Below are 21,472 nucleotides of genomic sequence, written 5' to 3' on the forward strand. Positions count from 1 at the left end.
GAAATGTCAAAACTGCTTTTTCGTTTACTCCATCATCGATTCTAACCTAAAGAATTTCTCAGTTTCAAAAACTGGAATTTGACTTGCCTATTTTCTTAAAATCTCATGTGGAGCTTCTATTTCATTTGCCAAGGTATGCTCTGTTAATTCTGACATCAATTTCAATTTTTTATTAATCAATGGTCGCATACAATTAGGAACATGTTCCTGATGCGCTCTGTGGATTGCTACACATTCCTTACAGTTTCCGTGATAACGACAGGCTTTCAGGCAAGGACAGTGATCTTTGTCTTTATACTCCTTACGAAATTCCGCTGCAAATTCTTCTTGCAGTCTCAGTCCCTCGACACGGTTTCCCTTATGAAATTCTACCATTGCATCCAGTTCTTTCTGGTTCCCTTCAATCTTCATGTTATTATAGCGCCTCCATTTCAACTATTCCTCATTTTCTGATAAATTAGAAGTTGTTATTGTAAATCATTTTTTGATATTTCAATCGATGGATAGTGCTCTAAACTTGTTAAGTCAACATCTAATGGAGTAACGTATTCCATATAAAATTTTTCAGGATTTTTATCTTGCAATTTTTTAAGTTTATTCTTAATTTTTTCCTCCTCTGTAGAAACAAAAACCACTGATACTACTCCTACTTTTTCACTTGGATTCATTCTGCTATCTTCAACATTTCCACATAAAATCATTCTAACTGTATTCATAATAATCCTCCTCCACATATAACTCCCGATTTGTTGCTCAATTTTCGTATTCAAATTATACCATAAAACTTGTGAACAATTCTACCGTCATTTTGGAATATATGAGAAAAGTCCGAACAGTTTTCTGCCCGGACTTTCTCGCTCAATCATAAATCAATTCCGCTTTCACAATCTCCTCTGTCTGTGCCTTGCAAGCGTTCATCTGCCGCACCCATTCCATTTGGTTTTCAGCTTTCAGGTGCTCGGTCACGCCGTTTTGCTTTGCCAGCTCTGGCACGATCAGTTCCATGCGGTTTCGTGCCGCTTCGTCAATCTCGGCGCAATGCTCAAAGAGCTTGTCAGATAGTACCAGCTCATTGAACAGTATCGGGCGGTGCATTTCCAAATACGCCTTGCGAAGTCTGCCGTAGTGTCCGAGGGGCTTTGTCTTGCGGATAACGATGTTCGGGATAAGATAATCGCCGTTCTGTGTATAAGTGATATTCATGCTGTTTGTACTCCTTTCATCGGCTCTCTCTGCGGTAAGCTGCTGACCGGGACGAACACTCTCTTTGCAATATCCTCCGCACGAATGGCGGCTTTCTTGGCTTCGATTTTTGCCTTTTTCCGCTTCTTGATTTTGTCCTCGTATCGCTTCTGCGCTCCGCTGGCTTTCCGCTTCAAGTAGTTCTGATGAAGCCTGTCCTTGCGTTCCTCACGTTTGCGGATGCCGTAGCTTCTTCCTCCGACACATGAAATTCCTGCATAACGTTATTAACTGTACTTTTCTCATCAAGGTTAAGTCTTTTACAAGTTCTGACAATTTCTTGAATACCTTTCTGAATACCCTCCTGAACGCCTTCTTGCCTTCCTTTCTGAAAGCCTTCATTTACTAATTCTTCCAATGCATTGCACATATACATCTGACCTCCTTTTTCCCCGGGTTTCAAAGTATGGTCAATCATTTTCTACGATTACTTCAGCAAATCAATATGTACTGTTTATTCAAAATCCTTACAATATTCTTCTTTTGTTCCCTTAAAAGAGGATATCAGCATTTGCCGGACTTCTTTATCATCTTTGAAGACCTCCACCCAGACCGAGAAAAAGCCCGTTGCCAACGCCAGCTGTTCCGTTTGCTTTAAAAAAGCTTTTCGCAGAGAAGAATCCTTTAGTTTTTCCAGAGTCTTTTTATTCTCCAGCGCGCAATTTCTGGCTTCATTTCTTGACCGATACCGCCGATCTTTATCCTTTGGCGTAAGGGGAAAATGATCCAACTGTAAAAGATCAAATAAGCGTTCCGCCTTATCCCGTTCTTCTCTTCCCTTACCTTCCAAATATGCTTCGTTCAATCTCGGCAAATCTTTATCATACAAATATGCATGAAAAGTATCATCCTCATCTGGCCAAAGATACTTTCCTTTTTCCCCTTTCCCTACGCGGGTTCCCTTTCGGGTATTACAATATTTGCAGGAAAGTAACAGATTTTCCCATTCCAGTTCTGCACCGCCCTTGGCCTTGGCTTCTTTATGTTCTACTTCCGGCGCATGATTGATGGTCATTTCACAAAAGGAGCAATAGGCACCTAATCGTGCTTCCAAATCCTTTTCTGCATCTTTATATTGCGTATATTCCTGCGGTGCTTCTCCCTTATCAACAGGTCTCATGATCCTTCTATCTCCGCTCTCTTTTCAAGATATTTCTGCTGCATCCAGGCATTATAAGCAGGATTATCACTGTATTCCGCCGATAAAACATCCAGCTTTTCTTTCAATGCCTGCAATTCTTCCTCTGATGATGCTCCTTTTAATGCTTTAAAATACGCATCTGCTGCCTGATACATTTTTACTTTCTTTTCACTGTACTGTACAATGGGTACATCCATAATATCTTCTGCAATATCTTCAATGCTTTGTCCAGAGTATTCTTCATCGAGAATTGTGTCCAAAGCAATCAGTTCCCCCGGCTCCAATGACTGAATAATGAAGGGAGAATGTGTCGCACAGATAAACTGAACTCTAGGAAACAGCTCTTTCAGGATCCTTACAATCCTTCTCTGCCAGGTCGGATGTAAACTTAAGTCTAACTCATCTATTACAACGATTCCTGGAGTTAATCTCAATGTATCTTTCTCCAGATACGGATTCAAAATACACATTTTGGTCGCTATGTCCGTTACTATTTTAATTACGTTTCGATAACCGTCACTTAAAGCTGAAAAATTTATTACCGTGCCATCTGAATTTTTGACTGCGATTTCACCATATCTTGATGAATACAATACCTGTTGTCCGGGTTCCAATTCCTCTTTCAGACTATATTTCACTGCATCCATAATCACTTCATAGGCAGGTAATGGTTTTCCATCATTCTCTTCAGAAGCAAGATTTCCTAATAATTTTATATACTCGAAAGGAGTCTGATTACCTCTTTTTGGATCCAGGCATCTTTGGTAGGCATCTGTTCTTCCCGGAATCCGATCCATTTCCCCGGTTCTGTTCTCGTTCCATAATCTTGCGGAACTTAAATATAAAACCAGCGGATATATTTGCCCAGCATCTGATCCATCTGCTTCCCTAATAGCTTTTTCCCATCCTTCAACTACTTCACGCATTGGATTTTTTCCGATAAATTTTGTACGACCGCCTGCTTTTTCAAGGCTTCTCACACACTTTTTAAGAGATTTGTCCCATATAAAATGACTGGAAATCTTACAAGGGAACTGTTGCACAGTGGCAGTTACGGCTACATTCTTCACCTGTTTTAATGTTTTTTTCAACACGTCACTATCTGAAATATTATGACCGAATCTGCTCGGTACATATTCTTTAAAGGCAGTTAAATACGCACCTAAAATAACGGTTGCTGCTTCCAATATTGCTGTCTTTCCGGACGCATTTTTTCCTATAATGACATTCATCCGCGGATTGAGCTCATATGTGACATTTTCAAATTTTCTAAAATGAAATAGTTCTATATCTTTTAAGTAAAACTGCTCCATATTTTCCTCCATACTTAAGCAGCCAAAAAATTCTGTTCCTTTTCAGCATCTTCTCTCTTTATATATCATATAGTATACCTGTTTTAGAGGTAAAAGCAACATTTCTTTACTTCACAATATCATAAGAAATAGGATGTAGGTCACTCAAGCAACCTGCATCCCTTCTAGTATTACCAATATTTTTTCACATATGCCGTAGCTTCTTCCTCCGACACAGGAAATTCCTGCATGACATTATTAACTGTACTTTTCTCATCAAGGTTAAGACTCTTACAAGTTCTGACAATTGCCTGGATACCTTCCAGCCTTCCTTTCTGAATACCTGTCTGAACGCCTTCATTTACTAATTCTTTCAATGCATTGCACATATACATCTGACCTCCTTTTTCCTCGGATTTCAAAGTATGGTCGATCAGTTTCTGTGATTCTGTGCGGTATTGATTTTTATAATCCCATTCGTAAATGGGGCATCCTACGCAATCTTTTAGGAAATGCAATAATCATAAAGATTCAAAAGATAGTCTGGGCTTTCTCGCCAAATACCAGTATCATAGTCAAAGAGTGCCTCATATACTTTAGAGCTGGTAAAGCGAAGCAACGCATCTTCATATGAAATACCCTCACGCAAAGAAAGCTCTTCGACAGCATCACGCATAAGACTAACAGCACAACTTTCCTTTTGTGAGTCTGTAAAATTATAGTTTAATGTCTCCATAGCGATCGCTCCTTATAAATTCGAGATGGTCAACGGCATCCTGTGTACGGAAACAGAATTGATCTTTCAAACGATTTGGCAGTAATTTCTCAATAGTAGTTTTGTCAGCTTCCGGAGTTCCGGGAATACCAAAATCAACACCACCAATATAACGCTGTAAGGTACGCGCTGTCTGGTCATCTGCAATTTTACCGCCAATAATGTCAATAGTTCTATATTTTTTCAAAAGCTGTGGAAACAAATCCTTTTTTCGATTTGCTGATACAAAATGGAGCCACTCAACAGTTGCTCCCTGAAAGCAATATGCCAGGATATTTGGATCATAATGGAACTTATAAACAGATATCTGACCATCTGCCGGATTGAAGTCTTCTGAAACGCTACCAAGGCGTATAGCTTTCCTTACAGAAAGCTGAACATAATTGTACGCCTGCTCGTAAGAAGAAGTGAGGTAAAACCCACGGCCAAAATCAAGCCCACCAAAACAGCGATCCAAGTCAATCTCTGGTATACCAATATAGCTACCGTGATATAGAAGCATTCCATCCTGTAGGTGACCCTCACATGACTAAAGTCACGTGCTTCCAGACGCTTTAGGCGTCAGACTAAATATCGGCGGATACGCCTGTAACTTAGGTCTGCGCGGTTATGCGCTTTTTCCATACCGGATACGGCAGGTTCCCACATTGCAGGTAGTCCACTGTATATCTGCCTGCATTTATACTGCCTTTAAGATCTCCATCTGTAGATGAAGTTCTCTCAGATCTGCATAAACACATGAGGTTCTACGCTTTACGGAAGGAACTTTTGCCTCCAGTAAAGACCTTTCCGTTGCCGGAAGGGGTTTTAAAAGTTCACGGATAAAATATCTCGCTCCGATATTATAAGAAGCTGAGAGATCACAGTGATATCTTTTTCCTGTCGAAAAGCTACACAAGCTATGGTTCTTCCCATCACGCAGGACTGCCCCGGACCCGTCATATGCCAGCCGGCTGGTATTCCACGCACAGATCCTGGATACACGCATCCCTTTCCTGTGTGCCTGATGCTCACAGCGTTTCTGGATATCCCGCTTTCTCCACAGATGCAGCTTCTGTTTCTTATTTCCCGCTATCTTTCCCTGCATCTCCAGATACTCGAATACGATAACGTCCGAATGGTGTTCTTCTGCATAAGCGCTGACTGCCCCGGCGATCTTCCTCGCTAATTCTGCGTTCAGGCGGCTGGCATACTCCCATCTCCCTCCTGCCTGTACAGAACTATGCTCCCTCTGGAATCTCCGGATCCGTCCCAGCACACGGTACATCCGGTCTTTTTCACTGGGAAAGTTGATAAACTTCCTCCCCAGGACAGTTCCGTCTGAACGCATGATCGTACAGATCGCATCGGTATTGATCCCCAGATCCACACTGCAGATGATCTGTTCTTCTACTGCTGTTTTCGTAAGTGTTACTTCTTCTGTATAGAAAAAACGCAGAAAATACCGGCGCTGTCTCTTTTCCAGGGTCGGGGCTGACGCTTTCTTCCCCTTCCAGTTTCTCCGAAGATATTCCATATCGGTATGTTTTAAACATACCCGGAACCATTTCCAGTCGTGTCCGTCGTACAGCTTCAGATATGCCTCATCCTTTCCTTCTCCGCCTTCCCGGTACATCACATCCCGGTAAAAGACCGGCATGGCATGGTTTTCGCAGCTGAGTCTCGGCTTTCCGGTCAGCTTTCCGGTTTTCGTCCACTGTTCCAGCCGGGTCTCATACGAAGATATACTTCCAAGTGCATGCTGGATCGCCGCCCTGCGGAGATAAGACGGCATCTTCGGAAAACAAAGGTCAAAATCAAACCGGGCAGTATTTTTCTTCGTCGTGTGTACCATATGCTCTGCAGCATTAAAACGCTTTTTTGTCTCCGGGATCTCCCGCAGTTCTTCCCATACCTGCATGTAGATCTCTGTCAGGTAACTGACTGCCTGACGATAGGTTTTCATTGTCAGACGGAGCGGGATATTCGGTTTTCGTATCTCCGCACCATAACTGGATACTGTCCGCATCTTCTTCCCCCTTTCCCACAAAAACAAACGTTTCTGAACCGGCCCTTCTACTCAGAGTTTTCTCTTTTCTTTTTCCTTCTGGCCTTCGATATAGGCAGATACCTGCTCACGGCTCCGGTCACTGACGGTCACAGCACAATAAGACGGGTTCCACAAGTGTCCTCCCCACAGTTCTTTTTTCAGCTCCGGATGTACAAGGAACATCTGACGTGCAAGATTCCCTTTCATGATCTTGATCATATCTGAAATATAAAACTGCGGCCGGCAATCCACAAGCATATGGATATGATCCGGCATGACTTCCATTGCCAGGATCTGAAATTGATACTCCTCTGCCAGATCCTGCAGCATCTTTTTGCATTCCAGGTCAATCCCGTCTTTTAATACTTTCTTCCTGTATTTCGTACACCAGACCAGATGATACTGCAGAGAATATACATATCCTCTACCATATGAAAGTTGATTTTTATTTATATTAAGTATCTCTTTTTCCATGTCTATATTATACCATATGTGCTTCTTTAAGTAAACATTTGTTCTGGATATTTTGTAACTATTCAGAGCCAGGCAGATTTTCAGCAAAAAGTGTGAGTCATGCTTGCATGAACGAACACTTTTGACTGGAAATCTATTTGACGAGAAGCCACAACGAGAGGAAGCACAGAGGAATCGAGGTGGCTCTGAATAGTTACGATATTTTTATAAAAAATTGCGCGTCTAACTCATCACTGAAGTAACGAGAATGCGACGCGCAGTTATTCAATCATACGGTTACCCCCCGATTCTTCAGCAGTGTCTCCACATCATGAAGTACACAGGAATAACCATTTAAATGAAGAATATCGTAACATTCAGAGATAAACCCAAGAATATCGTACTTTTGGAATAATTTGGCACAGTCACTGGATGACATATTCCATTTTGATTGAGCCATACGGAATACCCAGCACTGCATATCAGCGATATCAAGCTGTCTTTCACTCATAGAACATCCTCTCCTTTTCTTCAAAAAGTCTATGAATATCCACTTTTTTATATTTGCTATCTCACTCCTGTGTTTTCACCATCCGATCTTTGCTATCACTATAGCATATCCCGATAGAAATTTCTACTTCCAGATTTTCTTGTTAATTCAAGATCTTTACAAAAGTGCTGCTCAGTCATCGTTTCCAGAAACTGAACAACACCTGTATTTTAAAAAAGTACTAATTAGCCTCTACGTTAATTCTGTGTAACAGCTTTCCTAACCTGTTCTACAGATAAAAAAGTTGTTTCTGCTATTTTATCCAGATCATGCTCTCCATTCTTCCCATCCGCCAAAAACAGAGTATTTATCTATTGTCTCCATGCACTCTACATTTTTCTCATCTAAATTTAACACCTGCATTTTTTCATCTTCTTTTCTGTATTTTTATTACAAATGTATTGACTACAATTATGCAATAAGATTTTTTAACAAATAGGTCTTATTGATTTCCCCCTTTTCTGGCCTTATATGAGATTTTCCCTACTTTTGTGATGTGCAGCTCATTCAGAATCAGATGTTTGGAATCCCGAATTGCTGTATGTTTCGACGTACCGGAATAAGGGCTATTCCTTCACCATCACCTCCTCCACCGCCTTCGACCACAAGTGGATCCCCAACCGGAATATTTTTGAGAGCATTTCCGAGGTCGTGGATGAAGTGTTTGCAAGCTATCTTTCCCGTCCTAATGTGCGGCAGCCCATCCTGACCCAGTACTGTGACGGGCAGAGAGTCAGCTGCCCCAACTGGCTTTCCCAGTGGGGCTCCAAGTATCTGGGCGATCAGAATTACACGCCAATCGAGATTCTCCGCTATTATTACGGGGAAGATCTTTATATCAACTCTGCCGAGGAGATCTCCGGCATTCCTGTTTCCTGGCCCGGCGAGACCCTGGACATCGGAAGTCGCGGTCAGAAAGTCGAGCAGCTTCAGGAGCAGCTGAATGCCATATCCAACAATTATCCCCTGATCCCGAAGATCCGGGCAGACGGTATCTACGGAGAGGAGACGCAGCGGGCTGTGGAGATCTTTCAGGGTATCTTCGGTCTTCCTGAAACCGGAGAAGTGGATTACCGGACCTGGTATAAAATCCAGGAGATCTATGTCGGTGTAACCAGGATCGCGGAGCTTTACTGATCCCTGTTATATAAAAATGCCGCCCGGTCATCGTTTCCAGTGACCGGGCGGTGTTTTTTTATTGCTTTTCAGCCAGAATCTCTCTGGCAAGCAGTTTCGCATGATCATAATACCATCTGTCATCGTCCTCATCTGCTTCTATAAATTCCACATATTCATTGAGAACGGCCAGTCTGATGTCAAATAAATACTGTTTATAATCGGGTTTTTCGGCTAAATTTTCGTAAACGGTATTCAAAAACAGGCGTTTCTGATCCCCGTTCATAGAAAACGGAAACGTGGCCCGGTCTTCCGTCGCATGGGCAATAAATCTCGCAAGATCCAGAGAATAGGGCATGATGCCGCCAAAACCCCAGTCAATGATGGATACCCGCCCGTTTTTTTGGATCGCATTGAACTCCAGAAAATCACCGTTTGCCAGAGTTCTCGGGCAGGTTTTCTGCCTCTCAAGAAAGAGTCCGTACGCTTCGCCGATCTCCGGTTCGTTCTTTATGCAGGTGAATCTTCGATTGATTCGCTCCAGATAGACCTCAAAGCGTTCCCTGTCCGAATGATTCCAGAAGGAATTCTGAATCTGAACGATGCTCTTCGCAGCCGCTTTTGCCAGCTCATCCGTCATATCTCTCAAATCGCTGCCCTCGATGCTCTCCAGCATGATCCAGGTATCCGTCTCCTCGTTCCAACGTCCATAAAACCGGGGAACACAAAAATCTTTTTGCTTCAGGTATTTTTCATAATTTTCCGCCTCACGCCCGCCAGCCTTCTTGAGGATTCTGTCGCCGTCTGCCGTCTCAAGCTTATAAACGTCATATTCTCTGCATTCTGTCTCTTCTTCTCCATACTGCTCACAGATTCTGTACATTTTCTCAAAAGAAATATCCGGCAGGATCCTCTCCGCGATCTCCCGGATTTTCTGATCATTCACTTCTTTTTCATATCTTCCGATCTTCATTTGACTCTCCTTTAAAAACCAAACGGGACGGAGCCACTTCCACAACTCCGTCCCTGCCGGTTACTCAAACAGTTTTTTCAGTTTATAATACCACCAGAGGTCACAGCAGCCATCCACCAGCAAAGTGAAGCCCAGGAAGCGCATCAGCAGCATGGCGCTTCCAAAGGGATTCAGGACCAGGATCAGGCCAAACACAGCGACCACGATACCCATAGGAAGAAAATACTTCCAGCGGTAATCCAGTTTCCGGAGGTTCAGTGCCTGGTTGATCGTCACCAGACCGTCCATAAGGATGATCAGACCGATGATCACCGGCAGAACGGAAAGCAGAACCTCGGATTTAAAGAGTGCAACAAGACCGATGACGGTCAGGATCACGCCAACGATGAGTTCCAGCTGGAATACACCGCCAATCTTCCGGTCTTTCCAGTATCCCAGGATCTTCCAGATCCCGTAGATAAGGGCACACACACCAAGCACATAGCAGACCGCCTGGGAAAAAGCCACCGGATGGATCAGAAGCAGTATCCCGAGCAGCAGATAAACAAAAGCAAACACTCCCTGATTTGTGAAAAAGCTCTTCACAGCAATCGCCTCCTAAGACAAAATGTTCCGATATTCAGGCCACAGACCCGTGCCCTGAACTGGTTAAAATAACTTCCTTACGTCATTAAACATGATCACAACCATCAGCAGCATCAAAGCCAGAAGACCGATCATATGGACCATGCCTTCTTTTTCCGGATCGATGCGCTTCCTGCGGATGGCTTCCAGAAAAAGAAATACCAGCCGGCCGCCATCCAGTGCCGGAAGCGGCAGAAGGTTCATAACACCTAAGTTCGCCGTCAGGAGAATGGAAATGTTCAGCATATTCAGCCATACATAAAATCCTCCGTCCGACTTGCTCTCTTCATAAGTGCTTCCGATCATGTTGACCACACCAACGGGACCGGACATATCATTGAGTCCCAGTCTTCCGCTCACCAGGAGCTTCAGCCCGTCGATCGTTGTGGCGATCCAGTATTTCACCTCATACGCACTGTATTTCAGTACTCCCACCGGATCAAGCTTTGTGCGGACTCCGGATACGGAGATGCCCATCAGCTTTCTTCCGGCTTCTTCGTCCATCCGTAAGGTAATGTCTGCCGTTTTCTTTTCTCCTTCATGCTCCCAGGTCACGGTAATGGTTTCCTCATTGGGATGGTAAAGGGTATAGCCGGTGATCTCCCTGGCTACATGGATCTTCTGACCATTCATTTTCAGGATCCGGTCTCCCACCTGGATCCCTGCTTCAGCAGCCGGTGTTCCCTCTCCCACATAGCTGATTACCGGTGCATCGTAGCCGATGCTGCCGATGATAAAAAGGGACAGGAGAAAAGCCAGGATAAAATTGAAGATCGGTCCCGCCGCAATGACAGAGATTCTGGCCCACACGGATTTACTTCCAAAGGAACCTTCCTCCGTAGTGGCCTCATCCTCTCCCAGCATGGCACAGGAGCCGCCAAAGGGAAGAAGCTTCCAGGAATACCTGGTACCGCCTTTTACCGTACTTAAAATTCTGGGACCCATGCCCAGTGAAAACTCCAGCACTGTCACTCCATTATATTTTGCCAGGAGAAAATGACCCAGCTCATGAATGATAATGATCAGGCTGAAAATAAAAAGTGCAAGAATAATACTCAACCTACCACCTGCTTTCAATTCGTTCGTATGTCGCCTGCTCTGCTGCCAGAATCTCTTCGATGGAAGGATCCGGAATAACCTTATGATGTTCCATTGCGTCTGAAATTATTTCATAGATATCCAGAAAACGGATCTTCCGGTTCAGGAATTTGCTCACTGCCCGCTCGTTTGCCGCATTGAAGACCGTAGGCATGCTGCCGCCGGTTCTTGCCGCCCGGAATGCCAGTGGCAGACCGAGGAAGGTATCCATATCCGGTTTTTCAAAGGTGATCTCCTTCAGTTTCCAGAAATCCAGCCGGTCTCCCGGAAGATAGCGCCGCTCCGGATAATAAAGTGCATACTGGATGGGCAGCTTCATATCCGGCGTACCCAACTGGGCGATCACAGCTCCGTCTTTAAATTCCACCATGGAATGAATGATACTCTTTGGCTGGACGACCACCTGGATGCGGTCCAGATCCACACCAAAAAGCCATTTTGCTTCCATGACCTCCAGCCCTTTGTTTACCAGTGTAGCGGAATCAATGGTGATCTTCTGTCCCATAGACCAGTTGGGATGTTTCAGGGCATCCTCAACCTGTACACCAGCCAGTTCCTCCCTGGTCTTTCCACGGAAAGGCCCGCCGGAAGCTGTGATAAGGATCTTCTCGATCCCGCCCCTGTCTTCCCCGTGAAGTGCCTGGAAAATGGCGCTGTGCTCGCTGTCCACCGGAAGGATCTGAACGCCCTTCTGCTCTGCCAGCGGCATGATGATATGGCCTGCTGTCACCAACGTCTCTTTGTTTGCCAGGGCAATGTCTTTTCCTGCCTTGATAGCTTCAATGGTAGGAAGGATACCGATCATTCCCACAATGGCAGTTACCAGAATATCCGTCTCCGGCAGGGTTGCGATTTCAATGAGACCATCCATTCCCGTCACGATGCGGATATCGGTATCTTTCAGCCGTTCTTTCAGGTCTTTTGCTGCAGCCTCACGGAAGACAGCGATGACAGACGGATGAAACTTTCTGGCCTGCTTTTCCAGAAGCTCCACATTTCCGTTGGCAGAAAGTGCTTCCACCTGTATGTCACCATTATGTTCCACAACTTCCAGTGTCTGGGTTCCGATGGAACCGGTCGAGCCTAAAATTGCTATTTTTTTCATATGTATTCCTCCACTTCTCACAGAAGGGCAACCGCCAGAAAATAGATCACCGGTGCGGTAAAGATCACGCTGTCAAAGCGATCCAGAATCCCACCGTGTCCCGGGATCAGTTTTCCGTAATCCTTAATGTTATGGTTTCTCTTGATACCGGAAGCCGCCAGGTCTCCCACCATGGAGATCAGCGCACCTACCGCACAGATCAGCGCATAAACCGCCGGGCTGTGATCGAACTCCGGGAAGAATTTACCGGCCGCCAGAGCATAGATCAGACCAAGCAGTGCTGCTCCGGCAACGCCTCCTACAGCACCTTCTATGGATTTTTTCGGGCTTAAAACAGGAGCCATCTTATGCTTTCCAATCAGAATCCCCACACAATAAGCACAGGTATCACAGCCCCAGGAGCAGAGGAAGATCAGCCATACAAGGAAGGCTCCTCCTTTCAGATTCCGGGTAAGATAAATATAAGAAAGCAGTACAGACACATAGATCACGCCAAAAAAAGCCGCCATGACCTGATCCGCATGGTATTTCGGATAGCTAAACACATAAACAGCCAGCAGTACGATCAGGATAAAGATCATATCCATCATACTATATGCTTCCAGTCCGAAAAGTAACAGCAGATAATAAGAAGCCACGCCGAGAGCACCGGTCAAGGCCAGAAGAGAAAAACCCTTTTCCTGTACACCTGCAGCCCGGTAAAGCTCAGTCAGGCCGATCAGGGATACCAGGAATAAGGTTCCCCAGAGAAGATAACCGCCGCTGATGATGGTCACAAGAGCGATGATCACCAGAACGATACCGCTTAACAGTCTCGTCTTAAACACGTTATCCCTCCTTTACGCCACCGTAACGCCGGTCACGGCTGTTGAATTTCTCAATGGCCTTCCAGAGTTCGTCTTTGTTGAAAGCAGGCCAGGGAACATCTGTAAAGTAAAATTCTGTGTATGCCAGCTGCCAGAGCAGATAGTTGGAAAGACGCTGCTCTCCGCTGGTGCGGATCAGAAGGTCCGGATCCGGCACTTCCCTGGTATCCAGATAACCGGAGATACAAGCCTCATCAATGGCATCAACGGCCAGCTTTCCGTCTCTGACATCTGCCGCCAGATGACGGACTGCTCTCGTGATCTCATCCCGGCTGCCATAATTGATGGCAATCTGGAAATTCAGTCCCGTATTGTCTTTGGATGACTCCTCCAGTTTCCGTAAGCTCTCCTGAAGATCCGGATCCAGAGCAGTCGGATCTCCCAGGACCCGTACCTTCATGTTGTTTTTCTGCGCAGTCTTGATGCAGGTCTTCGTGTAGCTGCGGAACAGCTTCATCAGACCGTCCACCTCTTCCTTGGACCGTTTCCAGTTTTCCGTAGAAAACAGATAAACCGTCAGATATTTGATGCCCATGTTCCAAGCATCCTCACAGATCACCTCCAGGTTCTTGGCGCCCCTGGAATGACCATAGTTTCTGGGCATGCCTTTGCTTTTCGCCCATCGTCCGTTGCCATCCAGAATGATGGCAACATGCTGCGGTATCACCATATTTATTTCCTCCAGAAACAATTTTAGGCGCTGCCAAAAAGCAGCGCCCAGCTGTTTTATACTGTCATGATCTCCTTGGATTTTACTTCCACTGCCTTGTCGATCTCTTTGATGTATTTATCTGTGAGCTTCTGGATCTCGTCCTCCAGCTCCTTGATCTCGTCCTCAGATACATCACTGCCTTTCAGCTTTTTGAAAGCATCATTGGCATCCCGACGAATGTTGCGGACAGCAACCTTCGCACCCTCGCCTTTTTTCTTTACATCTTTGGCAAGCTCTTTTCTGCGGTCCTCGGTAAGCTCCGGGAATACCAAGCGGATACAGCTGCCGTCATTGGAAGGATTGATGCCGATATCGGAAACCATAATGGCTTTCTCGATCTCTTTGATCAGCTTTTTCTCCCACGGCTGGATCACCAGCATTCGGGCTTCCGGAACGGTGATATTTCCCACCTGCTGCAGCGGGGTCGGTGTTCCGTAGTAGTCAACGGTGATCTTGTCCAGTACATGGGGGTTGGCACGTCCTGCACGGATCGTACCGAAATCCTTTAACAGGCTGTCGTAGGATTTGCTCATCTTTGTCTCATATGCTTTGATTCTTTCATCCATATCTTTTTCCTCCGGTTTTATTATACAGTCACCCTTGTGCCCTTAAAGTTGCCCTTTACGGTTTCCACAATGCTGTTCTCTTCGTTGAGTCCGAATACCAGCATGGGCATCTTGTTCTCCATGCAGAGAATGGAAGCCGCCATATCTACCACACCCAGTTTCTTGTCGATCACTTCCTGGATGGAGACTTCGTCATATTTCTTTGCATCCGGATTCTTCTTCGGATCGCTGTCATAGACAGCATCGATGGACTTCGCAAGAAGGATCACATCTGCCTCGATCTCGATCGCACGCAGTACGGTAGCTGTATCCGTGGAAAAATACGGATGGCCGGTTCCGCCGGCGTAGAAAGTTACCATTCCCTTGGAAAAGCACTCATTTACCACATCTTTGGAAAAAAGCTCCGTAAACGCTCCGCAGGCAAAAGGAGTCAGAACCTTGGTCTTCATACCTACAGAACGGAAAATCTCAGATACATAAATACAGTTCATGACCGTAGCCAGCATACCGATCTGGTCTGCCTTTGTCCGATCGATCTTCTCACTGGAACGGCCTCTCCAGAAGTTGCCTCCTCCGATCACGATACCAACTTCCAGGCCATCATCTACCAGTTCTTTTACCTGATGTGCCACGGCGGTAACAGTAGGCTCGTCAAATCCTGTCTTTTTATCACCGGCCAGTGCCTCGCCGCTTAATTTCAATAATACTCTTTTCATGTAAGCACCTCTGCTTCTTTAGATTCAGAGATAGTATAGCACAACTCCCCGTAAACAGCAATCTTTATTTATCCAGCTTAAGGCCTGAAAGCGCCGCCGCAAAGGCATTGTTCAAGGGCTCTTCCGCCTCTTTTTTCTGCTGGTTCAGGTATCGTGCCACCTCTCGTTTATTGACTCCGGCGCCTTCCTTTTCCCGGCGTTTTTTGAAAGCGGAAAGCTTTTCTTTATAACCGCAGGTGGAACAGATAAAGGTTTCTTCCTCGCCTTTTACGATCATTTCCAGCTTCTTGTGACAATTCGGACAACGGGCATTGGTGGTGCGGGAAAGTGTCTCCCGATAGCCGCATTCCCGGTCCTGGCAAACCAGAAGTTTACTGTTCTTTCCGTTGACTGCCAGAAGAAATTTGCCGCAGCGCGGGCATTTCTTGCCGGTAATGTTCTCGTGGCGGAAGGTACCGTCGGCAGTCTTGATCTCAGAGATCAGCTCCTCGGTATAACCCCGGATACTGGAAAGAAAGGCTTCCTGCTTTAATTCTCCCCGGGCGATCTTTCCAAGCTTCAGCTCCCAGGAAGCTGTCAGCTCCGGCTTTTTCAGGTCCTCCGGCACCAGCTTTAAAAGCTGCCTTGCCTTAGATGTGATGTAGATATCTTTTCCTTTTTTCTCCATGAGAAAGCTCTTGAACAGCTTGTCAATGATGTCGGCTCGGGTGGCAACCGTTCCAAGACCGCCGGTCTCGCCAAGCGTCCGGATATAAGCCTTGTCTCTGGACTCCATGTATTTGACCGGATTTTCCATGGCAGAGAGAAGGGTCGCCTCGTTAAAACGTGCCGGCGGTTTCGTCTTTCCGACCGTAAGTTCCAGCTTTTCGATCTTCAGCTTCTCTCCTTTTTTCAGTTCCGGAAGCTGCTGCTCTTTCGGCAGCTCCTCTGTGTTTTCCTCATCCTCTTCCGAAAAGGTCTCTGTCTCATAGGCTTCTTTCCAACCCTGGTTTTTTACGATCTTGCCACGGGCAGTAAAAACACTTTCTCCTGCTTCTGCCTTCATGGTCGTCTCATCATAGGCAAACGGCGGCATCAGCACAGCCAGGAACCGACGCACCACCAGATCGTAGATCTTCCGTTCTTCATTCGTCATATGGGAAAGATCCACAAACTGTTCGGTCGGGATGATGGCATGATGATCACTGACTTTTTTATCATCCACAAAAGAACCGTTTGTCCGTATGGGCTTCATGGCCAGACTTCCGGCCAGTTTCCGGTAAGGACCGACCGCGCAGGCTTTCAACCGTTCCTTTAAGGTTTCCGCCACATCTTTTCCGATATAGCGGGAGTCGGTACGCGGATAGGTGAGGACTTTATGGTTTTCATAGAGACGCTGCATGATATTTAAGGTTTCTTTTGCAGAATAACCGAAGCGGCGGCTGGCATCCCTCTGAAGCTCCGTCAGGTCATACAGACCGGGAGCATTCTGATTTTTGGAAACCTTCTCCACGGAAGACACCGTCAATGCTTTTCCTTCCAGTTCTTTTTTCTGTTTTTCCGCTTTTTCTCTGTCAAAGGTACGGTAGCTTCCGCTCTTTTTATCCTGCCAGCTCCAACGGATACCTGCCGCCTTCAGAGAAATGCCGAAATATTCTTCCGGTACAAATTCCCGGATCTCCTGCTCGCGGTGTGCGATCATGGCCAGCGTCGGTGTCTGGACACGGCCGCAGGAAAGCTGTGCATTGTATTTACAGGTGAGAGCTCTGGTGGCATTGATGCCAACCAACCAGTCTGCCTCAGCCCTGGCTGCTGCCGCCCGGTAAAGATTTTCATATTCCCGGCCGTCCCGAAGATTGGCAAAACCCTCCCGAATCGCTTTATCCGTCACGGAAGAGATCCACAGACGTTTCACCGGTTTATGGCAGCCTGCCATTTCCAGAATCCAGCGGGCCACCAGCTCTCCTTCTCTTCCGGCATCCGTGGCAATGACCACACGATCGATATCTTTGCGGAAAAGAAGCGTCTTCACTGCCCGAAACTGCTTACCCGTCTGCGGGATCACGATCAGTTTCATTTTGTCCGGCATCATGGGAAGTGTCTCCATCTCCCATTTCATATATTTTTTATCGTATGCTTCCGGATCTGCAAGCGTCACCAGATGCCCCAGTGCCCAGGTGACTACATAATCCTTTCCTTCCATTCCACCGTCCAGTTTCTTCTCACAGTGAAGGACCCGGGCAATATCCCGGGCCACGGAAGGTTTCTCTGCAATGACCAATGCTTTCATAATTACCTCCGAAATATAGTTTCCAGACCGTGCCTGCTATTTCACAAAAGAATCAATGGCTTTATTCAGCTGGCGCAGGCTTTCTTCATCCCCGTTTTCGATCGCTTCCACGATGCAGTGGGCAATGTGTTCTTTCAAAACCAGCTTACCGGTATTGTTTACCGCCGATTTTACCGCAGCAAGCTGGATCAGCACTTCACTGCAGTCTCTGTCCGTTTCCACCATGGTCTTAATGGACTGTAAATGACCGATGGCTCTGGAAAGCCGATTGATCACTGCCTTTTTCTCTGCCTCAGAATGGACGTGATGATGCTCTCCATGTGAATGGCTATGGTCATGTTCGTGGCTATGATCATGCGGTTCTGTATGTTCTGTTTCTCCATGACTATGGGCGATCCCCAGGGCATGAAACTTTTCATGTTCTGTCATATTCATATTTTTCCTTTCAGGTGAAGCCTTTCCCTTCTGCTGCACCAGTTAAAGCGGACATTCCTAATTCTATAACACAGATAGTATAAATCACGCCGCATCTTTTGGCAAGCTACATTCTACGCTCCTTATTACCGAAAAGTTTTCTCTTTTTTCTACTTTCTCTTCCTTACCAAACAGATTTTCTCACTTTTTTATTTGTTTTTTCCCGCATTTCATGGTATCCTTATAGAAAGATGTTGGAAGCAAACGGGGGGGAATCTGTTCCTGCACCATGCTTCCCTAAATAGGAGAGTGTGAAACATTGAAAATTCAAGAATCTGCTGAAAACTACCTGGAATCAATTCTGATCCTGCAGAAACGGAAAGGTCACGTACGTTCCATTGATATCGTAAATTATCTGGATTTTTCAAAGCCAAGCGTCAGCGTGGCTATGAAAAACCTTCGTGAAAACGGCTTTATCCATATGGAAGACGGCTTTATCACTCTGACAGAAAAAGGTCTGGAAATTGCCCAGACCATGTACGAGCGTCATACCGTTCTTTCCCACTGGCTCATCAGTCTCGGTGTGGACGAGAAAATCGCCGTGGAAGACGCCTGCCGTATGGAGCATACCATGAGCCCGGAAAGCTTTACCGCTATCAAGACTTTTATCACTCAGAATCAAAACTGATCCACGTAAAAAAGCAGCCCTGATCTTACATCAGGGCTGCTTTTTTCAATCACTTTATTTCTATCTCATAGGTACCTTTACGAAGATCCACGGTCACTCTGGTGCCGTCCGCGAAGGTCGTTCTCTGTACCTGATAATCTCCATTCACAAACGCATGGCTTACCATCTCTTCTTTTGCCACTTTTTCATGGAGGCTGCTGACGATCTTACAACGTTTTACCGTCTCTTCCGGGCTTAACCGGACATAGCCGTCAAATGCACCGTCGATGTTTGGATAAGCACCGTCACGGACAAGATAGGGTGCTCCGCCGTTCAGAAGGGCATAAAGCATGTAATCATCGGTATCATTGAGTTTCTCCATCATCCAGGGCTCAATGACACAGTCATGATAAACCAGATTGAAAAGCGGTACGCTGACTCCGATCTGCTCCGTACCGGGTGTCTGGAGCATAAAGGAATACGGGGCGTAATGGCAGAACACCAGGCTCTTCATTGCCCAGTCAGAAGCTTCCTCGGAACTCGGAAGGATCCCTCTGGAGATCAGAAAATCAAAGCACTTTTTCCGGTTCTCATAACACTCCTTCCGGCTCATGCGGTGTCTCGGATTGGCACACTCATCTCCTTCGTTACAGGTGAACACATCCAGGTAAGCGCCATCCAGATGGATGTCATGCTTCTCAAGCTCTGTAAAGTTTCTTCTTACGTAGTAGGGTGCCTGAGTCGCACAAAGGTAAGACTGCGGACCGCCAGCCCAGCGGGCATGCTCCGGAATAGAGCCGTCTGTCAGCCGCACGGCATAATCTTCATCAAAAGAAGGAGCGTCCTTATAGTAATCACGATACTGGTCATGGATACCGAAAAGATAGCCCAAACGCTGCATGGTATCAGAAAGCTCTTTCATCTTCTCCCAGCCACCGGCTTTTTCACAGGCCGGCAGATAATCCGGATGCTTGTTGTCATAGCCCGGCTCTGCCCAGCCGTCCAGATGAAAATAAAGCTTTTCCACACCGAGGTCATGAAAGACCTCCATTTCCTTTTCCCGTACAGCAAAGGGAGTCAGGGAATTATTTTTTTCCGGGGCTTCCGGATCAAAGAATTCTGATTTCGGATTTACGCTGGTCTTGATCCCTTTATGTACAAAGGAGGCTCCAACCAGACGATCCACAGAAGGAATCCGGGCAGCTTTCTCTTTCAGTGTGGCTGCCAGATCGTTTTCAAACATATACTTCCGGTAGATCTTACACATGGTATTGTAATCACAGTCTTTCCGGAAACTGTATCTCATGATCCGCCGGTAATCCATCGTTCCGAGACTTGGCTCCCAGCTCACGGAAACATGGGTAAAGGGACCTCCTGCCGGATGTTCCAGCCCGGTAAAACCATTCCAGGGAGTCAGTGCGATGGCAATATAGCCTTTTCCTTCCCGAATCTGGGAAAACCAGGACATATAACCGCCGGCTGTGCAGAACTGCCCCTGAAAATGCAGGGGACGGCTTTCTGTCTTCCAGGTGTTGGGGATCAGAAAGCCCTGCCGTTCGTTGACCAGCGTATACCAGTCTTCTCTCGCTTCCTCAAATGCCATGGGACCCGGCCAGAATAATTTTGTGATCTCTCCGTTTTCTCTGACAGGGATCCATTCAAAGAAAACATCCCCTGTACTCTCTTCTGTCCAGACATAAGTTTCAAAGCTCAGTTCCTTCTTTTCTCCACCGATGGAAAATCCGGAATAACAGCTCCGGATCCCTTCTCCAATGCCGTTTTTCACTGCTTCATGATGCACGGAAGCTGCATCGGAAAAGAAGATTTTCTCTTCTCCGGCAAGGAAATACGGACGGTATCCTTCCTCCCAGCTCCAGCTTTCTCCCTCAGCTTTCACAGTGAAACAAAGGGAAGATTCATCCAGAAGAAGGACTTCCTTGGTGTTTTCAATCTTCATTTTTTCTTATCTCCTTTTTCTTTTATCTTCTGATCCGTTCATATACGGCCCGGATGTATTCCGGGGTAGTGCCGCAGCAGCCGCCTACGATGCCTGCCCCGGCCTGGATCAGTTCTTCGATGCACCGGGCGAAACGTGCGGCATCCATGTCATAAACAGCCTCTCCTGTTTCCGTGATCAGAGGCATTCCCGCATTGGGCTTTGCGATGATGGGAACTTCTGCCACCCGCTTCATAGAAGCCACAACAGCCAGCAGCTGATCCGGTCCCACGGAACAGTTCACGCCCACAGCGGCGGCTCCCATTCCCTGAAGGGTCTCTACTGCCTCCACGGCATTTCCGTCATAATAAGCGCTTCCGTCCGCCTCTACGGAAAGGGTACAGATCACCGGAAGATCACAGACCGACTGGATGGCATCCAGTGCTACCGTAGTCTCATCCACTCCCAGCATGGTCTCCACAGCAAAAAGATCCACCCCTGCTTCTGCCAGAGCCTTTGCCTGCTCACGGTAAATCTCATAAAGAGCGTCAAAACTCATCTCACCTCTTGGCTCCAGCATTTTTCCGGTCGTGGTCATATCACCTGCTATATAGGCTTTTCCGCCCACTGCCTCTTTGCTCAGGGCAACTAGGCGTCTGTTCAGCTCCAGGACTTCATTTTCTCTGCCGAAGTTCTTCAGGCTGTAAGGATTACAACAAAAAGTCGGTGCATAAACAATCTGGCTTCCCGCCTCCACATAGGCACGCTGAAGCTCCAGAAAAGGCTCCGGATGCTCCAGGATCCAGAGCTCCGTACTGGTTCCTTTTGGCATTCCGGCTTTGGTCATATTGGAGCCGGTCGCTCCGTCCAGAAGCACGACTCCTTTATCTGTCAGGGTTTTCAATTCTTCTCTTGTCATGTCTTTCGT

At 46.4% G+C, this 21,472-nt stretch carries 25 protein-coding genes and 2 pseudogenes; 2 read left to right on the plus strand and 25 right to left on the minus strand.

Translation table 11 applies throughout. The annotated features are described in order from the left end of the window. Positions 1 to 87 precede the first annotated feature (87 nt). From DXA57_RS00005 to DXA57_RS00065, 13 genes and pseudogenes are all read right to left on the minus strand, one after another. Positions 88 to 411 (minus strand): hypothetical protein, encoded by a 324-nt coding sequence (locus tag DXA57_RS00005; RefSeq protein WP_004613237.1) that lies wholly within the window; start codon positions 409 to 411, stop codon positions 88 to 90. 56 nt (positions 412 to 467) lie between these two features. After that, positions 468 to 716, minus strand: a complete 249-nt coding sequence (locus DXA57_RS00010; protein ID WP_003697696.1) for a hypothetical protein — start codon at positions 714 to 716, stop codon at positions 468 to 470. 142 nt (positions 717 to 858) lie between these two features. Next, positions 859 to 1,203: a TnpV protein gene (locus DXA57_RS00015; RefSeq protein ID WP_117763897.1), complete on the minus strand. Its 345-nt coding sequence runs from the start codon at positions 1,201 to 1,203 to the stop codon at positions 859 to 861. Continuing rightward, positions 1,200 to 1,424 (minus strand): annotated as a pseudogene (locus DXA57_RS00020) (DNA recombinase); the annotation flags it as partial. The pseudogene DXA57_RS00020 and the gene DXA57_RS00015, both read right to left, overlap by 4 nt. Continuing rightward, the gene (locus DXA57_RS00025; RefSeq protein WP_117763898.1) at positions 1,376 to 1,612 is read right to left on the minus strand and encodes a hypothetical protein; all 237 of its coding nucleotides are present in this window, start codon (positions 1,610 to 1,612) and stop codon (positions 1,376 to 1,378) included. The gene DXA57_RS00025 and the pseudogene DXA57_RS00020, both read right to left, overlap by 49 nt. Positions 1,613 to 1,696: 84 nt before the next feature. Next, positions 1,697 to 2,362, minus strand: coding sequence for an HNH endonuclease (locus DXA57_RS00030; RefSeq protein WP_117763899.1), 666 nt, complete (start codon positions 2,360 to 2,362; stop codon positions 1,697 to 1,699). Beyond that, positions 2,359 to 3,696 (minus strand): AAA family ATPase, encoded by a 1,338-nt coding sequence (locus tag DXA57_RS00035; RefSeq protein WP_117763900.1) that lies wholly within the window; start codon positions 3,694 to 3,696, stop codon positions 2,359 to 2,361. The genes DXA57_RS00030 and DXA57_RS00035 overlap by 4 nt, the downstream gene beginning before the upstream one ends. 170 nt (positions 3,697 to 3,866) lie before the next feature. Next, positions 3,867 to 4,064: a hypothetical protein gene (locus DXA57_RS00040; protein ID WP_117763901.1), complete on the minus strand. Its 198-nt coding sequence runs from the start codon at positions 4,062 to 4,064 to the stop codon at positions 3,867 to 3,869. Positions 4,065 to 4,180: 116 nt separating this feature from the next. Beyond that, positions 4,181 to 4,411 (minus strand): hypothetical protein, encoded by a 231-nt coding sequence (locus tag DXA57_RS00045; RefSeq protein WP_117763902.1) that lies wholly within the window; start codon positions 4,409 to 4,411, stop codon positions 4,181 to 4,183. Next, complete coding sequence (locus DXA57_RS00050; RefSeq protein WP_117763903.1) at positions 4,392 to 4,952, minus strand: DUF3990 domain-containing protein; 561 nt, start codon at positions 4,950 to 4,952, stop codon at positions 4,392 to 4,394. The genes DXA57_RS00045 and DXA57_RS00050 overlap by 20 nt, the downstream gene beginning before the upstream one ends. Positions 4,953 to 5,129: 177 nt before the next feature. Next, the gene (locus tag DXA57_RS00055) at positions 5,130 to 6,458 is read right to left on the minus strand and encodes an IS200/IS605 family element transposase accessory protein TnpB (RefSeq protein ID WP_117763904.1); all 1,329 of its coding nucleotides are present in this window, start codon (positions 6,456 to 6,458) and stop codon (positions 5,130 to 5,132) included. A gap of 51 nt (positions 6,459 to 6,509) precedes the next feature. Then, on the minus strand, positions 6,510 to 6,953 hold the full coding sequence (tnpA, locus tag DXA57_RS00060) for an IS200/IS605 family transposase (protein WP_117763905.1): 444 nt from the start codon (positions 6,951 to 6,953) through the stop codon (positions 6,510 to 6,512). A 268-nt stretch (positions 6,954 to 7,221) separates the two neighbouring features. Further along, entirely contained in the window at positions 7,222 to 7,443 is a 222-nt protein-coding gene (locus DXA57_RS00065; RefSeq protein ID WP_117763906.1) for a DUF3791 domain-containing protein, read from the minus strand. Between the two features lie 576 nt (positions 7,444 to 8,019). Between DXA57_RS00065 and DXA57_RS00070 the strand changes: the two are divergent. Beyond that, positions 8,020 to 8,619 (plus strand): annotated as a pseudogene (locus DXA57_RS00070) (peptidoglycan-binding protein); the annotation flags it as partial. 58 nt (positions 8,620 to 8,677) lie between these two features. On the opposite strand, the gene DXA57_RS00075 reads toward DXA57_RS00070, so the two are convergent. The 10 genes from DXA57_RS00075 to DXA57_RS00120 all read right to left on the minus strand — a co-directional run bounded on the left by DXA57_RS00075 (position 8,678) and on the right by DXA57_RS00120 (position 17,962). Beyond that, complete coding sequence (locus tag DXA57_RS00075; RefSeq protein WP_117763908.1) at positions 8,678 to 9,571, minus strand: phosphotransferase; 894 nt, start codon at positions 9,569 to 9,571, stop codon at positions 8,678 to 8,680. Between the two features lie 60 nt (positions 9,572 to 9,631). Continuing rightward, entirely contained in the window at positions 9,632 to 10,156 is a 525-nt protein-coding gene (locus tag DXA57_RS00080) for an HdeD family acid-resistance protein (RefSeq protein ID WP_117763909.1), read from the minus strand. A gap of 63 nt (positions 10,157 to 10,219) precedes the next feature. After that, on the minus strand, positions 10,220 to 11,254 hold the full coding sequence (locus DXA57_RS00085; RefSeq protein ID WP_117763910.1) for a M50 family metallopeptidase: 1,035 nt from the start codon (positions 11,252 to 11,254) through the stop codon (positions 10,220 to 10,222). A 1-nt stretch (position 11,255) separates the two neighbouring features. Then, positions 11,256 to 12,398 carry a 1-deoxy-D-xylulose-5-phosphate reductoisomerase gene (locus DXA57_RS00090; RefSeq protein ID WP_117763911.1) on the minus strand — a complete coding sequence of 381 codons (1,143 nt, stop codon included), beginning with the start codon at positions 12,396 to 12,398 and terminating at the stop codon, positions 11,256 to 11,258. 17 nt (positions 12,399 to 12,415) lie between these two features. Then, positions 12,416 to 13,225, minus strand: coding sequence for a phosphatidate cytidylyltransferase (locus DXA57_RS00095; RefSeq protein ID WP_117763912.1), 810 nt, complete (start codon positions 13,223 to 13,225; stop codon positions 12,416 to 12,418). A gap of 1 nt (position 13,226) precedes the next feature. Further along, on the minus strand, positions 13,227 to 13,934 hold the full coding sequence (locus tag DXA57_RS00100; protein ID WP_117763913.1) for an isoprenyl transferase: 708 nt from the start codon (positions 13,932 to 13,934) through the stop codon (positions 13,227 to 13,229). Between the two features lie 56 nt (positions 13,935 to 13,990). After that, entirely contained in the window at positions 13,991 to 14,542 is a 552-nt protein-coding gene (gene frr / locus DXA57_RS00105; protein ID WP_117763914.1) for a ribosome recycling factor, read from the minus strand. Between the two features lie 20 nt (positions 14,543 to 14,562). Next, complete coding sequence (gene pyrH / locus DXA57_RS00110) at positions 14,563 to 15,258, minus strand: UMP kinase (RefSeq protein WP_117763915.1); 696 nt, start codon at positions 15,256 to 15,258, stop codon at positions 14,563 to 14,565. A gap of 64 nt (positions 15,259 to 15,322) precedes the next feature. After that, positions 15,323 to 17,527 carry a DNA topoisomerase III gene (locus DXA57_RS00115; RefSeq protein ID WP_117763916.1) on the minus strand — a complete coding sequence of 735 codons (2,205 nt, stop codon included), beginning with the start codon at positions 17,525 to 17,527 and terminating at the stop codon, positions 15,323 to 15,325. A 36-nt stretch (positions 17,528 to 17,563) separates the two neighbouring features. Next, positions 17,564 to 17,962, minus strand: coding sequence for a metal-sensing transcriptional repressor (locus tag DXA57_RS00120; protein WP_117764372.1), 399 nt, complete (start codon positions 17,960 to 17,962; stop codon positions 17,564 to 17,566). A 298-nt stretch (positions 17,963 to 18,260) separates the two neighbouring features. Here DXA57_RS00120 and DXA57_RS00125 point away from each other — a divergent pair, with 298 nt between their 5' ends. Next, a complete protein-coding gene (locus DXA57_RS00125) occupies positions 18,261 to 18,629 on the plus strand; it encodes a metal-dependent transcriptional regulator (RefSeq protein ID WP_117763917.1) in 369 nt (122 codons plus the stop codon). A gap of 49 nt (positions 18,630 to 18,678) precedes the next feature. Here the strand turns inward: DXA57_RS00125 and DXA57_RS00130 are convergent, their stop codons facing one another. Further along, positions 18,679 to 20,565, minus strand: a complete 1,887-nt coding sequence (locus tag DXA57_RS00130) for a DUF5696 domain-containing protein (RefSeq protein WP_117763918.1) — start codon at positions 20,563 to 20,565, stop codon at positions 18,679 to 18,681. Positions 20,566 to 20,587: 22 nt separating this feature from the next. Then, positions 20,588 to 21,463, minus strand: coding sequence for a homocysteine S-methyltransferase family protein (locus DXA57_RS00135; RefSeq protein WP_117764373.1), 876 nt, complete (start codon positions 21,461 to 21,463; stop codon positions 20,588 to 20,590). Positions 21,464 to 21,472 lie beyond the last annotated feature (9 nt).

The sequence above is a fragment of the Blautia sp. OF03-15BH genome, assembly GCF_003463065.1.
In the GTDB taxonomy this organism is placed as follows: Bacteria; Bacillota; Clostridia; order Lachnospirales; family Lachnospiraceae; genus Limivivens.